Origin of the sequence: Nocardiopsis akebiae (genome assembly GCF_018316795.1) — a bacterium.
GTDB classification, from domain to species: domain Bacteria; phylum Actinomycetota; class Actinomycetes; order Streptosporangiales; family Streptosporangiaceae; genus Nocardiopsis; species Nocardiopsis dassonvillei.
This window is the reverse complement of the sequence record NZ_CP074132.1, coordinates 3061103-3083808: the sequence shown is the minus strand read 5'-3', so window position 1 is coordinate 3083808 and position 22706 is coordinate 3061103. Positions and strand designations below refer to the sequence as shown.

General features: G+C 73.1%; 22 protein-coding genes. 7 read left to right on the top strand and 15 right to left on the bottom strand.

Annotated features, from left to right (window positions below):
- Window positions 1–2: 2 nt before the first annotated feature.
- Complete coding sequence (locus KGD83_RS13205) at window positions 3–923, bottom strand: helix-turn-helix domain-containing protein (protein ID WP_212644043.1); 921 nt, start codon at window positions 921–923, stop codon at window positions 3–5.
- A 416-nt stretch (window positions 924–1339) separates the two neighbouring features.
- Here KGD83_RS13205 and KGD83_RS13200 point away from each other — a divergent pair, with 416 nt between their 5' ends.
- On the top strand, window positions 1340–2938 hold the full coding sequence (locus KGD83_RS13200) for a BCCT family transporter (protein WP_212644042.1): 1599 nt from the start codon (window positions 1340–1342) through the stop codon (window positions 2936–2938).
- Window positions 2939–3036: 98 nt separating this feature from the next.
- Here KGD83_RS13200 and KGD83_RS13195 read toward each other — a convergent pair whose 3' ends face one another.
- Window positions 3037–4146 carry an LLM class flavin-dependent oxidoreductase gene (locus tag KGD83_RS13195; RefSeq protein WP_212644041.1) on the bottom strand — a complete coding sequence of 370 codons (1110 nt, stop codon included), beginning with the start codon at window positions 4144–4146 and terminating at the stop codon, window positions 3037–3039.
- Between the two features lie 269 nt (window positions 4147–4415).
- Here KGD83_RS13195 and KGD83_RS13190 point away from each other — a divergent pair, with 269 nt between their 5' ends.
- Window positions 4416–4574 (top strand): hypothetical protein, encoded by a 159-nt coding sequence (locus tag KGD83_RS13190; protein ID WP_013153496.1) that lies wholly within the window; start codon window positions 4416–4418, stop codon window positions 4572–4574.
- Between the two features lie 122 nt (window positions 4575–4696).
- On the opposite strand, the gene KGD83_RS13185 is transcribed toward KGD83_RS13190, so the two are convergent.
- A complete protein-coding gene (locus KGD83_RS13185; RefSeq protein WP_212644040.1) occupies window positions 4697–5071 on the bottom strand; it encodes an ADP-ribosylation/crystallin J1 in 375 nt (124 codons plus the stop codon).
- A 651-nt stretch (window positions 5072–5722) separates the two neighbouring features.
- Here KGD83_RS13185 and KGD83_RS13180 point away from each other — a divergent pair.
- From KGD83_RS13180 to KGD83_RS13170, 3 genes are all read left to right on the top strand, one after another.
- Window positions 5723–7165: an amidohydrolase family protein gene (locus KGD83_RS13180; RefSeq protein ID WP_212644039.1), complete on the top strand. Its 1443-nt coding sequence runs from the start codon at window positions 5723–5725 to the stop codon at window positions 7163–7165.
- A gap of 135 nt (window positions 7166–7300) precedes the next feature.
- On the top strand, window positions 7301–8320 hold the full coding sequence (locus KGD83_RS13175; RefSeq protein ID WP_212644038.1) for a LacI family DNA-binding transcriptional regulator: 1020 nt from the start codon (window positions 7301–7303) through the stop codon (window positions 8318–8320).
- 252 nt (window positions 8321–8572) lie between these two features.
- The gene (locus KGD83_RS13170) at window positions 8573–9775 is read left to right on the top strand and encodes an MFS transporter (RefSeq protein WP_212644037.1); all 1203 of its coding nucleotides are present in this window, start codon (window positions 8573–8575) and stop codon (window positions 9773–9775) included.
- A gap of 207 nt (window positions 9776–9982) precedes the next feature.
- Here KGD83_RS13170 and paaI read toward each other — a convergent pair whose 3' ends face one another.
- From paaI to KGD83_RS13120, 10 genes are all read right to left on the bottom strand, one after another.
- Window positions 9983–10390: a hydroxyphenylacetyl-CoA thioesterase PaaI gene (gene paaI / locus KGD83_RS13165; RefSeq protein WP_212644036.1), complete on the bottom strand. Its 408-nt coding sequence runs from the start codon at window positions 10388–10390 to the stop codon at window positions 9983–9985.
- Window positions 10387–11490, bottom strand: coding sequence for a 1,2-phenylacetyl-CoA epoxidase subunit PaaE (gene paaE, locus KGD83_RS13160; RefSeq protein ID WP_212644035.1), 1104 nt, complete (start codon window positions 11488–11490; stop codon window positions 10387–10389). Before paaE ends, paaI begins: the two co-directional genes overlap by 4 nt.
- 2 nt (window positions 11491–11492) lie before the next feature.
- A complete protein-coding gene (paaD, locus tag KGD83_RS13155) occupies window positions 11493–12014 on the bottom strand; it encodes a 1,2-phenylacetyl-CoA epoxidase subunit PaaD (protein ID WP_212644034.1) in 522 nt (173 codons plus the stop codon).
- Window positions 12008–12886, bottom strand: coding sequence for a 1,2-phenylacetyl-CoA epoxidase subunit PaaC (gene paaC / locus KGD83_RS13150; protein WP_212644033.1), 879 nt, complete (start codon window positions 12884–12886; stop codon window positions 12008–12010). The genes paaD and paaC overlap by 7 nt, the downstream gene beginning before the upstream one ends.
- A 225-nt stretch (window positions 12887–13111) precedes the next feature.
- Entirely contained in the window at window positions 13112–13429 is a 318-nt protein-coding gene (gene paaB, locus KGD83_RS13145) for a 1,2-phenylacetyl-CoA epoxidase subunit PaaB (RefSeq protein WP_061082429.1), read from the bottom strand.
- Window positions 13426–14400: a 1,2-phenylacetyl-CoA epoxidase subunit PaaA gene (paaA, locus tag KGD83_RS13140; RefSeq protein ID WP_212644032.1), complete on the bottom strand. Its 975-nt coding sequence runs from the start codon at window positions 14398–14400 to the stop codon at window positions 13426–13428. The genes paaB and paaA overlap by 4 nt, the downstream gene beginning before the upstream one ends.
- Before the next feature lie 98 nt (window positions 14401–14498).
- Window positions 14499–15308 carry an enoyl-CoA hydratase-related protein gene (locus KGD83_RS13135; RefSeq protein ID WP_212644031.1) on the bottom strand — a complete coding sequence of 270 codons (810 nt, stop codon included), beginning with the start codon at window positions 15306–15308 and terminating at the stop codon, window positions 14499–14501.
- A 4-nt stretch (window positions 15309–15312) separates the two neighbouring features.
- A complete protein-coding gene (locus tag KGD83_RS13130) occupies window positions 15313–16206 on the bottom strand; it encodes a 3-hydroxyacyl-CoA dehydrogenase family protein (protein ID WP_212644030.1) in 894 nt (297 codons plus the stop codon).
- Window positions 16203–16976 (bottom strand): enoyl-CoA hydratase/isomerase family protein, encoded by a 774-nt coding sequence (locus tag KGD83_RS13125; RefSeq protein ID WP_212644029.1) that lies wholly within the window; start codon window positions 16974–16976, stop codon window positions 16203–16205. Before KGD83_RS13125 ends, KGD83_RS13130 begins: the two co-directional genes overlap by 4 nt.
- Entirely contained in the window at window positions 16973–18208 is a 1236-nt protein-coding gene (locus KGD83_RS13120) for a thiolase family protein (RefSeq protein ID WP_212644028.1), read from the bottom strand. Before KGD83_RS13120 ends, KGD83_RS13125 begins: the two co-directional genes overlap by 4 nt.
- 244 nt (window positions 18209–18452) lie before the next feature.
- Between KGD83_RS13120 and paaK the strand changes: the two genes are divergently transcribed.
- Both paaK and KGD83_RS13110 read left to right on the top strand, forming a co-directional pair.
- Complete coding sequence (gene paaK, locus KGD83_RS13115) at window positions 18453–19805, top strand: phenylacetate--CoA ligase PaaK (RefSeq protein ID WP_212644027.1); 1353 nt, start codon at window positions 18453–18455, stop codon at window positions 19803–19805.
- Between the two features lie 160 nt (window positions 19806–19965).
- A complete protein-coding gene (locus KGD83_RS13110; protein ID WP_212644026.1) occupies window positions 19966–21279 on the top strand; it encodes a hypothetical protein in 1314 nt (437 codons plus the stop codon).
- Window positions 21280–21442: 163 nt separating this feature from the next.
- Here KGD83_RS13110 and KGD83_RS13105 read toward each other — a convergent pair whose 3' ends face one another.
- Entirely contained in the window at window positions 21443–21814 is a 372-nt protein-coding gene (locus KGD83_RS13105; protein ID WP_212644025.1) for a VOC family protein, read from the bottom strand.
- Window positions 21815–21859: 45 nt separating this feature from the next.
- The gene (locus KGD83_RS13100; RefSeq protein WP_212644024.1) at window positions 21860–22399 is read right to left on the bottom strand and encodes a class IV adenylate cyclase; all 540 of its coding nucleotides are present in this window, start codon (window positions 22397–22399) and stop codon (window positions 21860–21862) included.
- Window positions 22400–22706 lie beyond the last annotated feature (307 nt).

Here is a 22706-nt window from a genome sequence, read left to right as displayed (position 1 = left end):
AATCAGGACTTTCGGACACCCGATACGGAGTTCCGGTCAACGGCCGCCCGGGAAGAGCCGAAGTACGTCCCGGGGGTGGCGCCCATCACGCGCCGGAAGGCGTCGATGAAGGTGCTGGTCTGGGCGTATCCGAGGAGTTCGGCGGCGTCCTGCACCTCGCGCCCCTCGCCGAGCAGCATGAGCGCCCGGTGGATGCGCAGCGACTGCCGCCACTGCGCGAACGAGAGCCCGGTGGCGGCGCGGAAGGCCCGGCTGACCGTGCGGGGGCTGACTCCCAGGTCGCGTGCCCAATCCTCCAGGGAGCGGTCGTCGGCGGGGTCGCGCAACAGGGCTTCGGCGATCACGTCGGCCCGGGCCTCGCCGGGCAGGCGCAGCGCGAGCTGGGGCAGCGACGGCTCCAGCACGTCGAACACGACCGCCTCCGCTCGCGAGCGCGCCCCGGCGTCCAGGTCGGTGCGGGCCAGGCGCATCAGCAGCGACTCCAGGACCGGGGTCATCGCGATGGCCGTGGGTCCCTCGAAGGCGACCGGCGTGCGGTCCGGGGCGAAGAAGGCGGTGTGGAGTTCGGCCCCGGCCGTCAGCCGACCGGCGTGCACCTCCCCCGCGGGCACCCACAGCCCGCACCCCTCGGAGACGGTGAAGACGCGGTCGCCGACGCGGGAGGTCAGCGCCCCGCAGCGCACCCACACCAGTTCGTGCGCGGGATGCGCGTGCGGCTCCCACTCCGCGGGGGCGCCCGGCGCGTGGGACTCAGCGATGATCACGAAGGGCGCCGCGGCCCCCTCCGGAAGCGGGGCGGCCCTCCGCACCAGGGTGCTCGGCTCGCGCCGCCAGGCCCCCAGGCCCGCGCCCTCCCCGGAGGGCGCGGCCGTCCCGGTCGATGCGCTGCCGGTACGCTCCGGGAGCGGAGAAATGGGCGACATGTCCTTATTGTCGCAGTCAGTGCCGGGTCGGCGTCCGGACGGCCGCACGCCGACCCGGCGCGGACGGTTCCCGAGCCCCGAGAGGCCAGGACCGCTCCCGGCGACCCGTCAGCAGTGTTTACCCTCACACGGGCACACGCCGTGGCCTGCGATAGGGTGGAACGTCGTCGTCGCGCCGCCCGCGGTGGGACCCGGGGACAGCTCTTCCCCCTCGTTCCCCGCCGTCAGTGCCCGTCGGCGACCGGGCAGGGCTGCGTTCGACGCTCCGCCCCACTCCATGCCGCGCCTGCCGCGCTGGCCGTGAGACCGGGCGGTCGTTCCCGGCGGCCGCCACGCGCGCACAGCGCATGGAGCTTCAGATACCGGCTGCGGCGCGTCCCGGCCGGTGCTTCCATTCGAGGGGCTTCCTCTACTCCATGTTCTCCACTCTGCGCTCACGCGCGTCCGCGCGAGGCAGACGTACCGACTTCTGGGTCATGGGCGTGTCCGGCGTCTTCATGACCGTCTTCGTCACGGCCGCCCTCGTCTCGCCCGGTGCGGTCGGGACCGTCGTGGACACGGCTTTCACCTGGTCCGCGCGCTGGTTCGGCGCCTACTGGCAACTGCTGATGCTGGCCACCTTCGTCGTCATCACCGTCCTGGCCTTCTCCCGCTACGGCCGGGTGCGCATGGGGGGCTCCGGCAAGCCCGAGTTCAACCGGTTCACCTGGGTCGCGATGATCACCACCACCCTGCTCGCCGCCGGAGGGGTGTTCTGGGCGGCGGCCGAGCCCATCGCCCACTACTCCTCCCCTCCACCGCAGTACGCCGACCAGGTGGACGAGGGCTCCGCCGCCGCCGTCGCGATGGCGCAGAGCTTCGTGCACTGGGGCTTCATCGGCTGGGCGATCGGCGGTGCACTGGCCACCCTGGTCATGATGCGCGGGGTCGAGAAGGGCATGCCGCTGCGCCCGCGCACCCTGCTGTGGCCGCTCATGGGCGAGCGTGTTCGTACGCACTGGATCGGCACTGTCGTCGACATCAGCTGCGTGCTCGCCGTGGTGGCCGGAACCGTGGGGCCCATCGGCTTCCTGGGCCTCCAGATCTCCTACATCTGCAGTCGGCTCTTCGGGCTGCCCGACACCTACGCCGTCCAGGCGCTGATCATCCTGGGCCTGACCGTGGTGTCCGCGGTGTCTGTGCTGAGCGGGATCCACAAGGGCATCCAGCTGCTGAGCCGGGCCAACGTCTGGGTGGCGCTGGTCCTCATCCTGGCCGTCCTCGGCATGGGGTCGCTGCCCTTCGTCGCGGACCTCTACATCCAGGCGAGCGTAGTGCACACGCAGGAATTCCTGCCCATGGCCCTGTACACGGGCGACGAGCAGTGGCTCGGGTACTGGACCCTATTCTTCTTCGGCTGGTTCCTGGGCTTCGGTCCGATGATGGCGATCTTCTTCGCCCGCATCTCCCGGGGCCGCACCGTGCGCGACATCTACGTCGGGGCGACGGTGCTGCCCACGGTGGTGACCACGATCTGGTTCACCGCGCTGGGCGGCACCGGCATCTGGCTGGAGAAGCAGGACCCGGGGGTCATCACGGGCCCCTACGCCCGAGACGGACTGCCCGCCGCTGCGCTGGCCATCTTGGAGGCGCTGCCGCTGACGGCGGTGCTGGGCGTGCTGACGGTGATCGTCGCGCTGATCTTCCTGGCGTCCACGCTCGACTCGATGTCCTACGCCATCTCGGTCTCCAGCATGCACGAGGGCGAGCCCTCGGGCCTGGTCCGCGCGTTCTGGTGCGTGGGGATGGGCCTGGCCGCCGTCGCGCTGCTGCTGGTCGGGGACGGCGGGATCCAGGCGCTGCAGTCCTTCATCGTTGTGACCGCGGTGCCCGTCGGCCTGATCATGCTGCCGACGCTGTGGACCACGCACCCGCTGCTGCGCGACATGGCGGTCGAGCAGGGGATCGTCGTTGCGCGCCCGTCCCCGGACGAGGACGGGGTCCGTACCCCGCGGACCGAGGAGCCGGTCGGCTAGGGCCTGCCGTCAGCGTCCAGCCGCGCCCGGGTCCCTGACACGGCGGGGCCCGGGCCGCGGACGTACTCGCGTCCGCGGCCCGGGCCGGAGTGGTCGTCCTACCTCTGGCCGTCCCCGCCGGGAGCGGTGGCCGCCTCCCCCTTGGCGGCGAGCAGCGAGGCGTGGGTGGGCGCGTCGGGCACGTGCGCGGGCCGCCCGGCCGCGAACTCCTTGCGCAGCACCGGAACGACCTCCTCGCCGAGCAGGTCCAGCTGCTCCAGGACCGTCTTGAGCGGCAGGCCCGCGTGGTCCATGAGGAAGAGCTGGCGCTGGTAGTGGCCGAAGCTGTCGCGGAAGGTCAGCGTGCGGTCGATGACCTCCTGCGGGCTGCCGACGGTCAGCGGGGTCTCGCGGGTGAACTCCTCCAGGGAGGGGCCGCCGCCGTAGACCGGCGCGTTGTCGAAGTAGGGGCGGAACTCCTTCACCGCGTCCTGGGAGTTCTTGCGCATGAACACCTGTCCGCCCAGGCCGACGATGGCCTGCTCGGCTCTGCCGTGCCCGTAGTGCTCGAAGCGGCGGCGGTAGAGCGAGATGAGCTTCTTGGTGTGCGTGGCGGGCCAGAAGATGTTGTTGTGGAAGAAGCCGTCCCCGTAGTAGGCGGCCTGCTCGGCGATCTCGGGACTGCGGATGGAGCCGTGCCAGACGAACGGGGGCACGCCGTCCAGGGGTCGGGGGGTGGAGGTGAAGCCCTGCAGCGGGGTGCGGAACTCGCCCTCCCAGTCCACCACGTCCTCGCGCCAGAGCCGGTGGAGCAGGTTGTAGTTCTCCAGTGCCAGCGGGATGCCCTGGCGGATGTCCTGGCCGAACCAGGGGTAGACGGGGCCGGTGTTGCCGCGGCCCATCATCAGGTCCACCCGGCCCTCGGCCAGGTGCTGGAGCATGGCGAAGTCCTCGGCGATCTTGACCGGGTCGTTGGTGGTGATCAGCGTGGTGGAGGTGGACAGGACGAGCCTGTCCGTCCGGGCCGCGATGTAGCCGAGCATCGTGGTGGGTGAGGAGGCCACGAACGGCGGGTTGTGGTGCTCGCCGGTGGCGAAGACGTCCAGGCCGACCTCCTCGGCCTTGAGCGCGATGGTCACCATCGCCTTGACGCGCTCGGCCTCGGTCGGCGTACGGCCGGTGGTGGGGTCGGTGGTCACGTCGCTCACCGAGAAGATTCCGAACTGCATGGCCCGCTCCCCTAGGTATCTTCCAAAGAAGTAGTTTCCGATTAAACTATCATGCGGAACGCCCCGACGCCGCCCCGCATTCCCCGCGCGCGACGCCCGGTGGGCCCGCGTTCATCCACAGGCACGCTCCGTATCCACCGAATGTCACTCTCCCCTGGTATCCCTGGAAAAGCCGACAACGGCACGGTCACCGGGCGTCACGGCGACCGGAACGGCTGAACACGCGAAGGAGGAGGGCGCACACCCCCGGCCCGCGCGCCCGCAGCCCCATGGCCACCACCCTCGATCCCCGACGCCGCCTTCCCCACCAGGACCGAGACCGGACAGACCGCGACCCCGTGGTGCTCGCCGACGCGCTCGGCGACGTCATGACCGCCCTCACCGACGTCGACCCCGACCTGCTCGTCGTCACCGACCCCCGGGCCTGAAGCTCCGGGCGCACGAAGCTCCGGGCGCACGGCCGCGAAGGGCCTCCGCGCCGGGGCGGTCCCCTCCGGCGGGACCGCCCCGGCGGTCAGCCGTGCGCCGCTTCGGTCCGGCGACGGCCCGCTCAGGCGGGGACCACGCCCTCGGGGTGCTCGGGCAGGAAGGAGCGCACCAGCTCGATCGGACCGACGATGTGGGCGTTGAACGCGGCCAGCTCCCCTGCGGGCACCCACAGCTCCAGGATCGTGCGCCCGCCGGCCTGCCGCACCGGATAGCGGGAGGCGAAGTCCGCGTCCACGCGAAAGCGTGTGACGTGCCCCTCGCCGTCGCGTGGCAGGTTCCACTCGCGGGCGATGCGCACCGCGTAGTCCTCGTTGAGCACGGGGTAGAAGATCGGCTGCTCAGGAAGGCGCGGCGGCCACTCCCGCCAACCCGAATCCCCGACCAGGGCGAGTTCCGCGGGCCCGGTGGGCCGCCACAGGGTGAGGGTCGCGGGCATGGGAACCGCCTCCTTGGGTAGTGCGTGGTCAGGAGCTTAGGAAGAGCGGGGACATTCCGCACCCGCTTTTTACCGGACGATTCGAAAATCGGTCCGTCCAGCGGGAACACCCCATACAGACGAAGCGTTCTTACAGGTGAAGCGCCCCAGACCGACCCCGATCCCCGCCACCCGCACCCAACCCGCAGGTCCTGTGAGGCGCACACCACAATCCATGCGCGGATGTCAGCGCTCGTGTCGGCAATGGGGGTTTCCGGCACGTACTCAGTCGCTACATCCGCCTTCCCAGCGGCCAGACCGCACTCAGTGCATCCTGGCCGCGCCCGCTGTGGCCCGCGTTGGGGGACGCGGGCCACAGCCATGTCCGGGGACTTTCTCCCTCTCTCCCCGGCGGGCCCGCGGTCCGTCCGCGCCCGAACGGACTCCGGCACCCCGCGATCACCAGAAGTGACACAGTGGGAGAACACACGCATCCCGCCCCTCCGGGCGCCCGGCCGTCCCCACAGGCCGGGCCGCACCGGTCCGTCCCACTTCCTCCCGCCACCGGCGGCCGCCGAGGGCGTGCCCGCCGCACGACCGCTCGGCGGGCCTCCGCCGCGGCGGCAAAGGCCCGGACCGGTCCGCGAGGGGCACACGGCGAAGGAGCCCTCCTTGAACAGACCGAACGAGTCCTTCCAGGGCCGACCGGTGGTGCTGCGCGGCGGCACGGTGCTGCCCATGGACGACGCGCGCACGGTCCTGACCGACACCGACGTCCTGGTCGTCGACGACCGCGTGGCCGCCGTGGGGCCGCGCCTGCCGGTGCCCGACGGCACCGCGGAGATCGACGCCTCCGGCGGCCTGGTCATGCCCGGCATGATCGACACCCACCGCCACATGTGGCAGACCGCCATGCGCGGCTACGGGGCCGACTGGACCCTCGCCCAGTACTTCGTCTGGTACTACCTCGAACACGGCACGCGGTTCCGCCCCGTCGACGTGCACGCGGGGAACACTCTCGCCGCCGTGGAGGCCCTGGAGGCCGGGGTGACCACCGTCGTGGACTGGTCGCACGGCCTCCAGACCCCCGAACACGCCGACGCGGCCGCCGACGCCCTGCTCTCGGTCCCCGGCCGCCACGTCCTGGCCTACGGCAACATCCAGCGGGCGCCCGCCGAGTGGGCCACCAGCCCCGAACTGCGCGCCTTCGTCGAACGCCACCGGGGCAACGACATGCTGGGCCTCCAGATCGCCTTCGACGTCACCGGTGACCCGGAGTTCCCCGAGAGGCCCGCCTTCGAGGCCGCCCGCGATCTGGGGCTGGCCGTCACCACCCACGCCGGGGTGTGGGGCGCCACGGGCGACGACGGCGTCCGGCTCATGCACGAGCACGGCTTCATGGGGCCCGAGACGGTGTACGTGCACGGCGCCTCCCTGTCCGCGGACTCCTACCAGCGCATCGCCGCCACCGGCGGTTCGGTCTCGGTCTCCACCGAGAGCGAACAGAGCGCCGGTCAGGGGTACCCGCCCACCTGGGCGATGCGCGCGCACGGCATCCCGGTGTCGCTGTCGGTGGACAGCAGCGTGTGGCAGAGCGGGGACCTGTTCAGCGCCATGCGCGCCACCCTGGGCGCCGACCGGGCCCGCGAGCACCAGGAGGCGCACGGGCGCAGCGACACCGTCACCCACAGCGCCCTGCGCGCCGACCAGGTGGTGGAGTGGGCCACCCGGGGCGGGGCCGCCGCCCTGGGCCGCGACGACCTGGGCCGGGTCGCGCCCGGCGCCAAGGCCGACCTCGTGCTGATCCGCAACGACGACTCGCCCGTGTCCTTCCCCCTGCTCAACCCCTACGGCCACATCGCCCTCCAGGCCCAGCGCGCCGACGTGCACACGGTCCTGGTGGACGGCCGGGTGGTCAAGCACGAGCACCGGCTGGTGGGCGTGGACCTGGCGGCCGTGCGCCGCGGCGTGGAGTCCACCGTCGAGCACCTGCGCGCCTCGGTCGGGGAGGAGGCCTGGTCCGAGGGGATGAACCCCGACATCCCCGAGTCCAAGGTGCTGGACAATCCCTACACCTACACCGACTACCGCGACTCCGGCACCCGAGGCCGGTGAGCGCTCCGCCCGCGCGGAGACCGGCCGGTGCCAGAATGTGGTTCCCGGCCGGTCCAGAGGCGTCGGCGGCCGGGCCATGAGGCGCGGCGTCCCCCCGGGAGGGCGCCGGGCCGCGGCGCGAACCGGAGGAGGCAGATGCCGGAGAACGGGGCGGGCGCCCATCGGCACCCGACGATGGCCGACGTGGCCGCGCACCTGGGGGTCTCGCGGCAGCTGGTCTCGCTGGTGCTGGGCGACCGCCCGGGCCCGAGCGCGCGGACCCGGGAGCGGGTCCTGCGCGCCGCCGAGGAGCTGGGGTACCGGGCCGACACCGCCGCACGGCTGCTGCGCCGGGCGCGCAGCCGCCAGGTGGGCGTGCTCTTCGGCCTGGAGTACCCGATGGACGCCCACCTGGTCGAGGAGCTCTACCCTGCCGCCGCCGAGCTCGGGTACGGCGTGGTGCTGAGCGCTATGGCCAGCACGCGCAGCGAACGCGAGGCGATCGACGAACTGGTGGGGCTGCGCTGCGAGGCGCTGATCCTGATCGGCCTGTCCGCGGAGGCACCCGCGGATCTGGCGCGGGTCGCCGAACGGGTCCCCGTGGTGGAGATCGGCCAGCGCACCGGCGCGGAGGGGACCGACAGCGTGGGCACGGACGACGCCGTGGGCGTGGGCCAGGCCGTCGGGCACCTGGTGGAGCTGGGCCACCGGGACATCGTGCACGTCGACGGCGGCGGGCTTCCGGGGGCCGGTGAGCGCGCTCGGGGCTACGCCGAGGCGATGCGCGGGTACGGTCTGGGCGGGCGCGTCGAGGTCCTGCCCGGCGACTACTCCGAGGAGGGGGGCGCGCGTGCGGCGCGGGTGCTCCTGGCACGGGAGGCCCTGCCCACGGCCGTGGTCGCGGCCAACGACCTGTGCGCGTTCGGGCTGCTGGCGACCCTGGTCCGCGCCGGGGTGGGCGTGCCCGGGGACGTCTCGGTGGTGGGCTACGACGACAGCCGGACCGCTCGGCTGTCCTTCCTCCAGCTCACGTCGGTGCGCCAGGACGCGGCGCGCATGGCACGGCTCGCGGTGGGGTCCGCGTCCGAGCGCCTGGACGGCGGCCGCACCGAGAGCAGGCACCTGCTGCTGGAGCCCGCCCTGACGGTGCGCGGCAGCACCGCTCCCCCGCGCTGAGGTGCCTCCGGCCCGGGACGCCCGTGGCCGGTGGTCCGCGGCGTTCCCGAGGACGGGCGCACCGTTAAGAGGCACATCACACGCGCGGACGGTTGGCACAGGTCCGGAAAAGTCCGACACTGGATTTGGCACGTGCCAAATCACCCTCCGCTGTCATCCGGCCCCGCCGGCCCCCGGGGAAGCCCGAAACCCCGCGACCCGCCGCGCCCGGTGCCCGTGCACCCCGACCGACCCTTCGAAGGGGACCCGCCCATGCCTCTGGCCCTGCTCGCCCTCGCCGTCGGCGCGTTCGCCATCGGCACCACCGAGTTCGTGATCATGGGACTGCTGCCCGAGGTCGCCGCCGACCTCGACGTGTCGGTTCCGACCGCCGGATACCTCATCTCCGCCTACGCCCTGGGCGTGGTGGTCGGCGCCCCGCTGCTCACCGCGCTGAGCACGCGGCTGCCCCGCAAGACGGCCCTGCTGGTCTTCATGGGGCTCTTCCTGGCGGGCAACCTCGCCACCGTCCTGGCCCCGTCCTTCGGCGCCGTGTTCGCCTCACGGGTCCTGGCCGGGCTGCCCCACGGCGCCTACCTGGGGGTGGGCTCGCTGGTCGCGGCGCACCTGGCCGGTCCGGGGCGGCGGGCCACCGGCGTCTCGCGGATGTTCCTCGGCCTGACCGTGGCCAACATCGTCGGCGTGCCCGCGGGCACCTTCCTGGGCCAGGCGATGGGCTGGCACGCGGCGTTCCTGGTCGTGGCCGGGATCGCCCTGCTCGCCGTGCTCGGCGTCGCGGCGTTCGTGCCGCACCAGCCCGCGGCCGCCGGTACGGGCCTGCGCCACGAGATGCGCGAACTGGGCCGCTCCCAGGTCGTCCTGGGCCTGGTCACGGCGGTCTTCGGGTTCGCCGGGGTGTTCGCCGTCTACAGCTACGTCTCGCCGATGATGACGGAACTGGCGGGTATGTCCGCGTCCGGAGTCCCGATCGTCCTGGCGCTGTTCGGCACCGGCATGACCCTGGGTTCGCTGATCGTGGGTCCCCTGGCCGACCGGGCGCTGCGCCCGACGGTCTACGGGTCGCTGACCGCGCTGGCGGTGGTGCTGGTGGTGTTCACGGTGACCGTGCACAACCCCTGGACGGCCGCGGTGACGGTGGTGGTCCTGGGCGCGGTGGGGTTCGGCGTGGCCACCCCGCTCCAGGTGCTGGTGATGAACAAGGCCGCCGAGGCGCCGACGATGGCGGCGGCCTCCAACCACTCGGCGTTCAACCTGGCCAACGCCGCCGGGGCCTGGCTGGGCGGGATCGGGATCAGCGCGGGTCTGGGGTACACCTCCCCGGCCGCGATCGGCGCGGTGCTGGCCGTGGTGGGCCTGGGTATCGCGGTGTTCGCGGGCGCGCTGGACCGCCCGGGGCGGCGGCGCGACCGCGGGGACCGGGCGGTGGCGGCCCCGGAGCCCACCGCCCTGCGCTGAGCCCGGGAACGGGGCGGCGGCGGGACGGGGGCGGGTGCGGCGGTCATGGGGTCCTTCTCACGCGGCGGAGGACGGCGCCCTCCCTACGCCCGTGCGGCGCGCGATCGCCCCCGAGTGTTCGCGCCCCCGCCCGGCGGAAGGAGCGGACGGGGAAGGGGCCGGAACAGCACTCGCGGTCCCGGCCCCGTTCACGCCCCGTCCCGGCGGCTAGCCGCGCGGGGGCAGAGTACGGCTGCGGCCCCGGAACTCGGCGACGACCTCCTCGCCCCGGCGCACCGTGACGTCGTACAGGCCGCTGCGGCCGAACACCGCCCGCTCCCTCGCGGTGGCCACCAGCACGTCGCCCTCCTTCGCCGGGGCCACGAAGGTCACGTCCGCCCCGGAGGCCACGGTCACCCCTCCCCCGTCCACGTTGCACGCGCACGCGAACGCGGTGTCGGCCAGGGTGAACACGAACCCGCCGTGGGCGATCCCGTGCCCGTTGAGCATCAGCGGCCCCACGGTCATCTCCACGACCGCCAGTCCGTCGCTGGCCTCGACCAGGCGCATCCCCAGGTTCTTGGACGCCATGTCCGCCTCGAACATCCGCCAGGCGGTCCCGTTGCGCGCGCTCACGCGTCGTAGTCCACGGTCACGGTGTCGGTCTCGGGCAGCGCCTGGCAGGACAGCGCGTACCCCGCCTCCACCTCGGCCTCGGTGAGCGCGTAGTTGCGCAGCATCCGCACCTCGCCACCGCACACCTTCACCCGGCAGGTGCCGCACACCCCGCCCTTGCAGGCGAAGGGCAGGTCGGGCCGGTAGCGCTGCGCGGCGTCCAGAACGGGCACCCCGCGCGGCAGCGTCAGGGTGGTGGTGCGCCCGTCCAGCACGAGGGTCACCTCGCTGGCGGGCCCCTCCACGCCGGGCTCCTCGTGGCGGGCCTGGGGCGGCGGCTCCGCGCCCTCCACGAAGAACAGCTCCTGGTGGATCCGCTCCCCCGGCACGCCCCTGCCCGTGAGCACCTCCCGGGCGTCGGTGACCATGCCGTACGGTCCGCACAGCCACCAGTGGTCGACGGCGTCCGCGGCCACGACCGTGTCCAGCAGCGCCTCCAGCTTGGCGCCGTCCAAGCGCCCGGTGAACAGCTCGGCCTCGCGGGGCTCGCGGGAGAGCACGTGCACCAGCTCGAAGCGCGTTCCGAACGCGTCCTTGAGGTCGGCGATCTCGTCGGCGAACATCACCGTGTCGCTGCGGCGGTTGCCGTAGAGCAGGGTGACGCGCGAGTCGGTGCGGCGCAGTAGCGAGGAGGCCATGGACAGCACCGGGGTGATGCCCGAACCGGCGGCGACCATCACGTGGCGGGCCGCGGTGTCCAGGTCGGGGACGAAGCGGCCGGTGGGTGCGCCCACCTCCACCTCGTCGCCGGGGCGCACCTCGTTGACCAGCCAGTTGGAGAACAGGCCGCCCGAGACCAGGCGCACGCCCACGCGGGGAGCCTGGCCGACGGGCGCGCACACGGAGTAGCTGCGGCGCTCCTCCACTCCGTCAACCTCGCGGCGCAGGGTCAGCGACTGCCCGGGGGCGAACGCGTACTCCTCGGCCAGGTGGTCGGGGACGTCGAAGGTGACGGCGACGGCGTCGTCGCACAGGCGCTCGACGGCGGCCACGCGCAGCCGGTGGAACGCGCCCCGGCGGCGCGCGGCCGCGGGCGCGGTCTCGGTGACGGGTGTGGTCACGGTCAGATCTCCTTGACGTGCTCGAACGGTTCGAGGCAGGACCGGCATCGGTGCAGGGACTTGCAGGAGGTCGCCCCGAAGCGGGACAGCTCCTCGGTCCGTCCGGACCCGCACAGCGGGCAGCGCGGGGCGGTGCGGGTGGTCAGCAGGGTCAGCGGCACAGGTCCGGCGGCCCGCGCGGGCGCGCCGCCCGGCGGGGAGATGCCGTTCTCGGCGAGCTTGCGCCTGCCCTCGGCGGTGATCCAGTCGGTGGTCCAGGGCGGGGAGAGCTCGGTGCGCACCTCCACCCGGTCGAACCCGGCGGCGCGCACGGCGCGGTCCACGTCCGCGCGCATCTCGGCCAGGGCCGGGCAGCCCGAGTAGGTGGGGGTGATCCACACCGCGGCCGTCCCGTCGCCCTCGACCTCCACGCGGCGCAGGATGCCGAGGTCGGCCAGGGTGAGCATGGGCAGCTCGGGGTCGGTGACCGCGGCGGCGGCGCGCTCGGCGCGCTCGCGGTCGCGCTCCCGTGTGGTGGTCACCATGTCGCCTCCGGGTGCTCGCGGGCCACCTTCTGGAGTTCGTCCAGCAGGGGGGCCAGTTCGGCGGTGTGCTGCCCCCGGCGTCCGGCCAGAACCGGCGCGGGGAAGGGCTCGGGGGCGTCCAGGCGCGCGGTGGTGAGCACCCGGGCCAGGACGTCGTGCACCTCCTCGCGCACGGTGGCCGGGTCCACGCCCACGCCCTGCCGGGCCATGCGGGCCTCGACGGGGTGGGTGGCGAACAGCTCGCCGGTGAGCGGCCACACCTCGGCGACGGCGGCGGTCATGCGCTCGCGGGAGTAGGGCGTGCCGTCGCCCAGGCGCAGGGCCCAGGAGACCGCGTACTCGCGGTGGTAGGCCAGCTCGTTGACCGCCTTGGCCGCGACGGCGGCCAGCACGGGGTCGCGGCTGTCGGCCAGGCGGGCGAACACGGCCAGGCGGGCGCTGGAGAGCGTCAGCAGGGTGACGACCGCGCGGGCGAAGTCGCCGCGGGGCGCCTCGGCCAGGTGGACGTTGCGGAACTCGGTGGGGCCGCGCCGGTAGGCGAAGGCGTCCTCGTCGCGTCCGGTGCCGTCGGCCTGGCCGGCGCGGGCCAGCAGCAGGCGGGCCTGGCCGAGCAGGTCCAGGGCGATGTTGGCCAGCGCCACCTCCTCCTCCAGCTCGGGGGCGTCGGTCACCCAGTGGACGAGCCGCTGGGCCTGGACGAGCGCGTCGTCGCCGAGCATCTGGCAGTAGAGCGCCAGGTCGGCTCCGTCGACCCCCTCGGGCAGGGTGGTGTCCACCCCGGCGAGGGCGTCGGTGAAGCCGGTGCCGAAGGCCCAGCGGGTGTCGCCGCCGTGCTCCTCGCTCAGGGCCGAGTAGATGTGGTCGCCGCTCAATGTCGTTTCCTTTGGCCTCGTGTGCGCCGGTCGTGCCGTCGCTCCAGGGTCTGCTTTCGAACCGGTCTCGGTCTGCGGGGGTTGGTTCGGGCGCCCGCGGGGTTCTGGAGGTGCCGGAGGCGGGTTCGCGAGGAACGAGCCAACCCGCCGTAGGTGCCGAAGGTTCCCGCTCTTTGGGTGCCCGAACACGGACCGAAGCGAAGCGGAGGTCCCAAAAAACACGCCCTAGATGTGCGGGACGTCCTCGGGGATGGGGTAGAACGTCGGGTGGCGGTAGACCTTGTCCCCGCTGGGCGCGAAGTAGGGGTCCTTCTCGTCGGGGCTGGAGGCGGCGATGTGCTCGGCGCGCACCACCCAGATGCTCACGCCCTCGTTGCGGCGGGTGTAGAGGTTGCGGGCGTTGTGCAGGGCCATGTGGTCGTCGGGGGCGTGCAGCGAGCCCACGTGGACGTGGTTGAGACCGCGCTTGCCGCGCACGAAGACCTCGTAGAGCGGCCACTCGGGGCGGGCCGCCCCGGAGCCGGCCGTGCTGTCGTCGCTCATACCGCTGCCTCCTCGGCGCTGGTGTGCTTGCGGGCGTAGGCGGTGGCGGCCTCGCGCACCCACGCGCCCTTCTCGTGGGCGGCCCGGCGGCGCTGGACGCGCTCGGCGTTCTTGGGTCCGGCGCCGGAGACGACCTGTTTGAACTCCACCCAGTCGGGCTCGCCGAAGTCGTGGTGGCCGCGCTCGGCGTTCCAGACCAGCTCGGGGTCGGGCAGGGTGACGCCGAGCTTCTCGGCCTGGGGGACGGTCATGTCCACGAACTTCTGGCGCAGGTCGTCGTTGGTGTCGCGCTTGATGCCCCAGGCCATGGACTGCTGTGTGTTGGGCGAGTCGGCGTCGGGCGGGCCGAACATCATCAGCGACGGCCACCACCAGCGGTCGACTGCGTCCTGGACCATGGCCCTCTGTTCGGGGGTGCCCTCCATCATGCGCATGAGCAGTTCGTAGCCCTGGCGCTGGTGGAAGGACTCCTCCTTGCAGATGCGCACCATGGCGCGGGCGTAGGGGCCGAAGGAGCTGCGGCACAGCGGGACCTGGTTGCAGATCGCGGCGCCGTCCACGAGCCAGCCGATGACGCCCACGTCGGCGAAGGTCAGCGACGGGTAGTTGAAGATCGAGGAGTACTTCTGGCGGCCCTCGATGAGGCGCTCGGTCAGGTCGGCGCGGTCCACGCCCAGGGTCTCGGCGGCGGCGTACAGGTACAGTCCGTGCCCGGCCTCGTCCTGGACCTTGGCCAGCAGGATGGCCTTGCGCCGCAGGCTGGGCGCGGAGGCGATCCAGTCGCCCTCGGGCTGCATGCCGATGATCTCCGAGTGCGCGTGCTGGGAGACCTGGCGCACGAGCGTCCTGCGGTAGCCCTCGGGCATCCAGTCGCGCGGCTCGATGCGCTGTTCGGCGGCGATCCTGGCGTCGAACTCGGCCTGGAGGAGGTCGGCGTCGGGGGACGCCTCCCGAACCGTCTGGGTGCTCACTGGTTTCTCACCTCATTCATAACCGAACGTTCGGTCAGTAATTAGTATCCCCGGATTCCCCCGCCCGGGCAAGTCCGCCGGGCGGGGAAACCGCCAGCTCAGCTCCCGGAGAAGGTCGGCTTCTCCTTGACCAGGAACGCGCGGACCGCTCCGACGTGGTCGGCGGTCCGTCCCAGCTGGTTCTGGAGGTCGGCCTCCTCCTCCAGCAGTTCGGGCAGCTCGCGCCCGCCCACGGCGGCCGAGCGCACCTCGCGCTTGGCCGCCACGAAGGCGCTGGTGGGCCCGGCGGCCAGGCCCGCGGCCACGGCGTGGGCGCGCGCCTCCCAGGCGTCGTCGTCCACGACCTCGGTGACCAGGCCCAGCTCCAGGGCTCGCTCGGCGCCCACGACCGTGCCCAGCAGCATCAGCTCCATGGCCCGGGCCTGGCCCAGCGACGCCACCAGGCGCGAGGCCAGCCCGGAGTCCGAGGCCAGGCCGATGCCGGTGAAGGCGGTGCCGAACCTGGCCCGGCGGGCCGCGATCCGCACGTCCCCGGCCAGGGCGAAGCCCAGTCCCGCGCCCACGCAGGCGCCGCCGACGCCGACCACGACCGGCACCCGGACGTCCTCCAGGGCCAGCACGATGGGGTTGTAGTGCTCGCGCACGGTCTCCAGCGCCTCCTGGGGGCGCTCCTCCAGGATCCGCGCGTGCTCGACCAGGTTCTGGCCAAGGCAGAAGGCCCTGTCCGAGCCCAGCAGCAGCACCGCGCGGGCGGTGGTGGACTCCGCCGCTCGGCGCAGCGCCTCCAGCAGTTGCTCCTTGACCCGCCGGGTCAGGGCGGGCGTGTTCAGCCGCACCGTGGCCAGCCCGTCGGCCTCGGTGAACTCCGCGTCCGCGGGCGCCTGTCTAACCGCCGTGTCCTCGCTCAACGCTCTACTCCCCCTCGTCCCAGCTGTGGAAGCCCTGTCCGCTCTTGCGGCCCAGCCTTCCCTCGGCGACCATACGGCGCAGCAGCTCCGGAGGCGCGAACCGGTCCCCCAGTTCGGCGGACAGGTACTCGGCGATGGCCAGGCGCACGTCCAGCCCCACCAGGTCGGTCAGGCGCAGCGGCCCCACCGGGTGGCGGTAGCCCAGTTCCATGGCGGTGTCGATGTCGGCGGGCGAGGCCACGCCCTCCTCGACCATCCGGATGGCCTCCAGTCCCAGCATGACGCCCAGGCGGCTGGTGGCGAACCCGGGCGCGTCGCGGACCACGACCTCGGTCTTGCCCAGGGCCGCGACCCAGGCGCGCGCCGAGGCCAGGACGGCCTCGTCGGTCTCGGGGGCCACGACCAGCTCCACGAGCTTGGAGGCGGGGACGGGGTTGAAGAAGTGGGTGCCAAGGAAGCGCGCGGGGCGCTCGAGGGCGGCGGCCAGCTCGGTGACCGACAGAGAACTGGTGTTGGAGGCCAGGACGGTGTCCTCGCCCACGGCGGCCTCTGCGGCGGTGAGCACGGCGACCTTCAGCTCGGGCCTCTCCGGCACGGCCTCCACGACCAGACCGGCGTCGGCCGGGATGTCGGCGGGGGTGGTGACCGTGTGCAGCCGGGCCAGGTAGGCGTCCGGTTCGGCGTCGATCCTCCCGCGCTCTCGGGCCCTGCCCAGCCCGGCCGCCACGCGGGCGCGACCGGCCTCGGCGGCCTCGGCGGTGGCCTCGACCAGCACCACGTCGGCGCCGTGGGCGAGGAACTGCTGGACGATCCCGGCGCCCATGGTGCCGCCGCCGACGACGGCGACGGTGGCGGGGACGCCCAACGCGGCGCCGCCTGCCTGCTCGGTGGTGCTCAACGCTTCTTCCTCTCCAGGAAACGAGTCATGCGCTCGTGCTTGTCGGCGCTCTCGAACAGCACGGCCTGCGTCAGGTCGTCGGCGAGCGGGTGGGGCCCGTCGGCGTCCAGGACCATCTTGGTCATGCGCAGGGCCAGCGCGGAGGAGGCGGCCATGCGGTCGATCAGGGCGTGGGCGCGTTCGCGCAGCTCCCCGGAGGGGACGACCTCGGCGACCAGGCCGTGGCGCAGCGCGGCCTCGGCGTCCAGGCGGTAGCCGCCCAGCAGCACCTGCTTGGCCACCGAGGCGCCGACCAGCTCCCGCAGCCGCCAGCACGCGCCCGCCCCGGCGATGATGCCCAGTCCCGGCTCGGGCTGGGCGAACACGGCGGCGGGGGTGGCGATGCGGATGTCGCAGGCGTAGGACAGCTCGGCGCCGCCGCCCAGGGCGTAGCCGTCCACGGCCGCCACGGTGGGCGCTCGGAGGCGGTGCAGGCGTTCGAACAGGCGGCTGTTGATCCCGGCCAGCGCCTCCTCCCGGCCGCGTTCGCGCAGCTCGGAGATGTCGGCGCCGCCCGCGAAGACGGTGCCGTGCCCGGTCAGGAGCAGGGGCCTGGGCTCGGCCTCGATCCGCTCGCACACCCGGTGCAGCTCGGCGATCATCGTCGCGTTGATGGCGTTGCGGGCCTCGGGGCGGTGGAGCTGGACCACCACGCGGTCCTCGCGCCACTCCACGTCCAGGGTGGTGAAGTCCCCGGCGTCCCGGTACGCGGCGGGCCCGTTGGCGCTCACGGGCGCTCCACCAGCAGGGCGACGCCCTGGCCCACGCCCACGCAGAGGGTGGCCAGGCCGCGGGCGGCGTCCTCGCGCTCCATGCGGTTGAGCAGGGTGACCAGGATGCGGGCGCCGGAGCTACCCAGCGGGTGGCCCAGGGCGATGGCGCCGCCGTCGGCGTTGACGCGCTCCTCCTCCAGCTTGAGCTGGCGCATCACGGCCAGGGACTGGGCGGCGAAGGCCTCGTTGAGCTCCACGGCACCGATCCCGTCCAGGTCCCACCCGGCGCGGCCGAGCACCTTGCGGGTGGCCGGAACCGGCCCCAGGCCCATGACCTGCGGGTCCACCCCGGCCGAAGCGGAGGCGACCACGCGGGCGCGGGGGGTCAGGCCGTAGCGGCGCACGGCCTCGGCACCGGCCAGCACCAGCGCGGAGGCGCCGTCGGAGAGGGAGGAGGAGTTGCCCGCCGTGACGATGCCGCCCTCACGGAAGACCGGGCGCAGCCCGGCCAGGCTCTCCATGCTGGAGCCGGGGCGCGGACCCTCGTCGGCGGTGACCTCGCTGGTCCGGCCCTTGCGTCCGCGCACGGTGACGGGGACGGTCTCGGCCTCGAAGCGGCCCGCCTCGGCGGCGGCGACCGCGCGCTCGTGGCTGCGCAGCGCGAAGGCGTCGCACTCCTCGCGGGTGAGTCCCTCCAGGAGCGCGACCTCCTCGGCGGTCTCACCCATGGACAGGGTGTAGCGCAGCTCGTCGGGACCCGCGTCGGCGGGCGCCTCGGCGTCGGCCGCGGCGAAGCGCGGGTTGGTGAAGCGCCAGCCCAGGGAGGTGTCGGCGACCTCGCCCGGCTTGGCCCAGGGGGTTCCGGGCTTGGCCATCACCCAGGGGGCGCGGGTCATCGACTCCACGCCGCCCGCGACCACCACGTCGGCCTCGCCCGCGCGGATGGCCTGCGCGGCGGAGGCGACGGCGGTCAGGCCGCTGGCGCACAGCCGGTTGACGGTGTAGCCGGGCACGCTCGGGTCGAGTCCGGCCAGCAGCGCGGCCATGCGCGCGACGTTGCGGTTGTCCTCGCCCGCCTGGTTGGCGGCGCCCAGGACGACCTCGTCCACGGCCTCGCCTGGCACGCCCGCGCGGCGGACCGCCTCGGCCACCGCCGTGGCGGCCAGGTCGTCTGGGCGCACCGCTGCCAGGGCGCCGCCGTAGCGGCCCTGCGGGGTTCGCACCCCGTCGACCAAGTAGACCTCGCTCACGTGCGGCCTCCCGTGGTAAAGACGGTGGTCGGGGCCACCGTCGCCTGTGAAATCATCGACACTTCTCCTTGACACGGCTGCCCGGAGACTGCGTTAATGCATTAGTAACCGAACGTTCGGTCAGTAAGCAAGTCGGTCCGATCCGCGACGGACCGCACCGCCACGAGATCAGCGCACCCGCCCGCCCACCCCACCCGGGCGCCCGCGCCCTGGCGGGTCCCGCGCACAGTACACGGAGAGGCCCATGGCAATCGACGACACCACCACGCTGTCGGCCGGAGCCACCGCCCGCCTGGGACGGGCGCCCGAGCCCGAGATCCTGGACCCGGCCGAGCGCATGAGTGTCGACGAGCTGCGCGCCCTGCAGCTCAAGCGCCTCCGGTGGACCCTGGAGCACGCCTACGCCAACGTGCCCCTGTACCGCCGCAAGTTCGACGAGGCCGGGGTGCGCCCAGAGGACCTGCGCGAACTGGCGGACCTGCGCCACTTCCCGCACACCACCAAGGCCGACCTGCGCGACAACTACCCCTTCGGGATGTTCGCCGTCCCCCAGGAGCGGGTCAGCCGCATCCACGCCTCCAGCGGGACCACCGGCCGCCCCACCGTCGTGGGCTACACCCGCGAGGACATCGACACCTGGGCCGAGGTGGTGGCCCGCTCCATCCGCGCCGCGGGCGGACGCCCCGGGCACAAGGTGCACGTCTCCTACGGCTACGGGCTCTTCACCGGCGGGCTGGGCGCCCACTACGGCGCCGAGAGGCTCGGCTGCACGGTCATCCCCGCCTCGGGCGGGCAGACGGCCAAGCAGGTGCAGCTCATCCAGGACTTCGAGCCCGACATCATCATGGTCACCCCCAGCTACATGCTGACACTGATGGACGAGTTCGAGCATCAGGGAATCGACCCGCGTACGACCTCGCTCAAGGTGGGGATCTTCGGCGCCGAACCCTGGACCGAGAAGATGCGCACCGAGATCGAGGAGCGCTTCGACATCCACGCCGTGGACATCTACGGCCTGTCCGAGGTGATGGGCCCGGGCGTGGCCAACGAGTGCGTGGAGACCAAGGACGGCCTGCACGTGTGGGAGGACCACTTCTACCCCGAGGTGCTCGACCCCGTCACCCAGGACGTGCTGCCCGACGGGTCCAACGGCGAACTGGTCTTCACCTCGCTGACCAAGCAGGCCATGCCGGTGATCCGCTACCGCACCCGCGACCTGACCACGCTGCGCCCGGGCACGGCCCGGCCCATGCGGCGCATGGACAAGGTGACCGGCCGCAGCGACGACATGATCATCCTGCGCGGCGTGAACGTCTTCCCGACCCAGATCGAGGAGATCGTGCTGGGCCTGGACGGGCTGGCCCCGCACTTCCAGCTGGTGCTGACCAAGGAGGGCCGCCTGGACCGCATGGCGGTGCGCATCGAGGCGGCCCCGGACTGCACCGCCGAGCGGCGCGTGGTCCTGAGCGAGCAGATCGTGGCGACGGTCAAGGACAAGGTCGGCGTGAGCGTGACCGTGGACGTGGTCGACCCCGAGCAGATCGAGCGCTCGGTGGGCAAGTTCCGCCGCATCATCGACCAGCGTCCCAAGGAGTGACGGGACGCGGGTGACGCACGGCCGCCGCGGGGCGGATGGGAGGACCCCGCGGCGGCCGTGTCGTGTGCGGGGAGGCACCGGGTCGGGCCGCCCGGCGGACGGAGCCGGACGATGGGCTCCGCAGGGCGGGATGTCGCACCGCGCTGGCAGAGTGTCGCCCATGCCCGTGACGCACCCGTTGACCTTCCCCCGCCCACTCGTGCTGCCCGGAGCGCACGAGGACGGCGCCTACTCCCGCCCCTCCCACGTCGCCGCGGACTTCTCCCCCTCCGGGGACTGCTACGTCCTCTCCGCTCTGCGGCAGTACTCCGCGTGCAAGACGCGGGGCACCAGGGTGTGGACGCTCTCCCGCTACCGTCCTGACGGCACCCCCGCGGCCCAACTGGTGATCCTCCACGACAGGGACGAGGAACCGGAGGCCCGTTCGGGGCTCAGCTCATACGTGACGGACCTGTGCGTGCTGCCGGACGGCACCCTCGCCCTGTCCTCCGGTGAGAACCGGACCTTCCTCGTGGACGCGGACCTGACCACGCTCCTCGGCTCCTGGGAGGGCGCGCCCAGGACCGGCCGCCACCGGGAGCGCCTGGACACCGCGGAGCACGTGGAGGGCTCCTTCGCCGCCGCGATCCGCGCCACCCCCTCCGGACGCCTGCTGTGCGTGGTGTCGGAGTTCGGGCTGAGCGGACAGAGCAGAGGCGATGCCAATCTCCTCGGCATCGCCGAGGAGGCTCTCACAGCCGAGCACCGGCCCACGATCGAGGTGTTCGCCTGCCTGCAGACGCCCGAGCCGAACGAGGAGGGGAGGAACACGAAACAACCCCTCCCCTACACCGACTACGGCGGCTCGCCCGTCGACGGCCTCAACCGGCCCGCTCCGTCCCTCGTGGACGCCGTCCACACGCGCTGGGCCATGGGGCCGTGGCTCTCCTGGCGGTTTCGACCGCACCTGGAGGCCTACACGGTGGTCGCCGACGACCTCTTCGTCGTCCCGGTCTTCGACGGTTTCCGGCAGAACCGGTGGAGCGAGTACGCCTACGCCCTCGTCGACGACAGCGGAACCCCGGTGGGACGGCTCGACGGCCCGGGAACGGGCGACCGGTCACCCGTTCCCGGCGACCACCACGCCGTAGCCGCCGACCCCGCCCGCGGGCGGATCTTCCACGTCAACCAGTCCGGCCTGTACGTGTGGTCCGCCAACGGCACGCTCCTGACCGTGCTGCCCACCACCGAGAAGGCCTACCGTCCGCTCAGGCACCTCAAGCTCATCGGCTGCGGACCGGAGGGCGACCTGGTTCTCATCCGCCCCGAGCACAACCTCCTCACGCGGGTGGAGGTGCCCGACGACCCGGACCGGCTCGGGGACGCGGTCGCGGCGGCCCTGGCCGACCACACCCGACAGCGCACACGCCTCAAGAGACAGCTGTCGCCGACCGACTGGCTGTGGACCCGCGAGGAGGCCCCGGCCTTCCTGTGAACCTGTGAACCGTTCCGCCAACGTGCTTCGCGGGGTTCCCGGACGGCCCGCGCGCGGGCGTTTCGGGGCTCAGCGTCACCCCGAGAGGCCAGACGGTGTGGCTGGACGAGCCCGGGGGTCGCCGCCGGGGGCGGGGCCTGAGCCCCGGGGCCGGAACGGTGCCTCAGGAGGCGTCGGCGCTCCCGTGCAGCAGGCAGAACTCGTTGCCCTCGGGGTCGGCCAGCACCGTCCACCGTGCGTCCTCGGGCTGCCCCACGTCCACCTTCACCGCGCCCAGTCCCAGCAGCCTCTCCAGTTCCTGGGCCACCGTCAGTCCGTCCGTGACGCACAGGTCCAGGTGCAGGCGGTTCTTGACGCTCTTGCGCTCGGGCACGGCGAACACGTCGACCCCGAGGTCCGACCCCTCGTACGGAGCGAGACCGAACCCGTCCTCGGCCTCCTCCACGACCGGCCAGTCCAGCACACGGCTCCAGAACGCGGCCACGGCCTCGGCGTCGAGCGCGTCGATGGCAATCGCGCGAATACGGCTTCCCATGCCCGCACTCTACGGGCGAACACCGACAAGGCGCACCGCGGACCGTCAGCGCGCCGCGGCGGCGTGCGCGAGGACGTCGTAGCCGTCGGTGGTGCGCTCCAGGTCCGCGCCCAGCGAGCGCACCCACGCGTCGAGCCGGTCCTGGACCCCCGGGCCGTCGCGGTCGTCGTCCACGGTCAGCTCGACCTCCAGGAACACGCCCACGCCGCGCAGCTCATCCACGCACACGGTGATCTCGCCCGCCCGGCCGACCCGGCGGGTCTTGACGATGCGCAGGGCCGGGACGTAGCCGAACTGGAGGAGGACCCGGTGCATCTGCTCCCGGTCGGCGACCGCGGTCTCGTGCTCCACGTACTCCAGGGGGTTGGCGGCAGGGGTCTTGGCGGTGAGGACGTGCTCGCCGTCCTGGGTGCGCAGCCGGGCGAAGGCGCGCCCCGCCTTGGGCATGCCGAACTCCCACCCGGGCGGGGCGTAGGCCTGGTCGTCCTGTTCGGCGGGCGCGGAGAGGGCCACCCCGGCGGCTTCGAGGGCGGCCAGGAGCGCGGCGGGGTCGGCGACGCGGTACTTGGCCTCGATCTCACGCATGCGTGTGCTCCTGGGCAGAGTGGTACGAGAGTCGTCCAGGAGCTTACCGAGGGTGAGGACCGCCCCCGCGCGACCGCTCTGCCGGTCCCTCCTCCGCGACCGACCGGGAGGCCGGTGGCCGCCGCGAAGGCCCAGGTCGCCGGGGTGCGCGAAAACCCTGGTCGCGTCCGGCATGCGCGCCCCCGCACCGGGCAGAGGGTAAAGACAGTCCCCTTGAACGGTGTGCTCCGTCCCATGGACGGGCCGGTGACGCCGTCCGCGGACCGGGGGACCGCGCCGTGCGGCGCGCGGCGCGGCGCGCCACGCC